The organism is Haloferax sp. s1 (assembly GCF_058382125.1).
The window spans coordinates 1-1,549 of sequence record NZ_JBZRPK010000162.1; the positions used below are offsets into that span (position 1 = coordinate 1).

General features: G+C 57.8%; 1 protein-coding gene and 1 pseudogene. One reads left to right on the top strand and one right to left on the bottom strand.

What is annotated here, in order from left to right; translation table 11 throughout:
- Window positions 1-3: 3 nt before the first annotated feature.
- Window positions 4-591, bottom strand: a complete 588-nt coding sequence (locus tag QT222_RS01255) for a metal-dependent hydrolase (RefSeq protein ID WP_004060901.1) — start codon at window positions 589-591, stop codon at window positions 4-6.
- Window positions 592-900: 309 nt separating this feature from the next.
- On the opposite strand from QT222_RS01255, the pseudogene QT222_RS01260 reads away from it, so the two are divergent.
- Window positions 901-1,549 (top strand): annotated as a pseudogene (locus QT222_RS01260) (hypothetical protein); the annotation flags it as partial.

Below are 1,549 nucleotides of genomic sequence, written 5' to 3' on the forward strand. Positions count from 1 at the left end.
ATCTCACTTCGTAATGCTCTGACGAATCCCGGTTATAGAGCGCTTCATAAGTCCGAGGCCGGGTGTCCCGTCACTGAGCCACAACCAAACAGCACTTCCTAACAGCGCAACCTCGAGCAGCACGAACTCCCACGCTCCTGTCTGGTAGAGGTAGACCCCAAAGCGACTCACGTAGAACCACGTCTGTCCGAGTAGCCCTCCAGCCGTCGATTCGCCCCCGTGCGAGAACGGCCACAGGAACGCCTGAATAACCTCGTAGTTCCCGAAGAAAAACCCGCTGTACAGCAGGTCTCCCGGGATGTGCGAGAGGTAGCCAAGTGCGAATGCGACGCCGACCGTCGTCATCTTGTAGCGCCGTGCGACTAGCACGACAACGACGGAAACCGGAACCGAGACGAGAATCGAGTGCGCAAGCGAGATTCCACTGGGGAGGACGTGTAGCGACCACGCGAGTGGCTTGTCGACGAGGTCGGGGAACTGCGTCCCGAAGAGGGCCGCCAATACGGCCCACCCGTCGAGTCTCCTGTTTGTCACCCGTGCCCACAACGAGATGAGGTTGTAGCCAACGGCGGCGTGTTCCCACGGAAACATCAGGTGTCGCCTCCGTTGCGTCCTGCGATGAAGCCGTCCCTGAAGCAGGTCGTCTCACTGTGGTGGTATCGAGTACGGTCGATAAGATTCGTGGACATCTGGTAGCGTTCTTGGGCATCTAGTGCGGGTTGGAGCGTCCTCGCACGCTGCCCGCGTCACGGCAACGAAAGCCCGTTGGCCGTTTTGTTATGCCGACTGTAACGAGCGAGCCCGGTCCACTGAGGCGCTATTGCTGTCCTGTCGAGTCAGCAGACGCCCAGTAGCCGCTGAATAACTACTCGCACCGAGTGCGTCAACTCTCGCAGTGAGATGCGATACCTATTCTTCACCAACACGCCGGCACACGTGCATCTGTATAAATACGCCGTTAGGGAGCTTCAGCAGTTAGGTCATGACGTACTCGTGCTCGGTCGGGATTACGGGTGTACGAAGGACCTCCTCGAATACTACGACCTGCCGCACGAAATCTACGGCTCCTGCAGGACGACGAAGTACTCACTATTCATGTCCTTGCCATTTCACTACACGAATATTTTCCGCGCAGTGCATCGATTCAAGCCTGACCTCATCTTCGGGATGGGCGGCTACGCGGCACACGCCGGTGCCGTCTCGCGGACGTCCGTCGTGCTTCTCCTCGACTCCGAACCTACCTGGCTCGATTACACCGTCGCTCGACCCTTCGCGAAGGCAATACTGACGCCCCACACGTTCGGAAAGGAGCTTTCGGAAAACCACTTCCAGTTCCATGGATTCAAAGAAACGGCGTATCTCCACCCCGACGTGTACGAACCATCGGTGGACATCCGTTCCGAAATCGGCTTAGAACCCGACGAAAAGTACGCTATCGTTCGGTTCAATGCGTTCGGCTCGCACCACGACGTGGGTCACCACGGATTCACAGCAGACAGTAGACGAGAACTCATCGAACTGTTGAGCGAGGACGCGACCGCCTTTGTCC

Excerpts from the sequence above, each read along its gene's own strand:
- QT222_RS01255 (WP_004060901.1), bottom strand. The coding sequence starts at position 591 with ATGTTTCCGTGGGAACACGCCGCCGTTGGCTACAACCTCATCTCGTTG.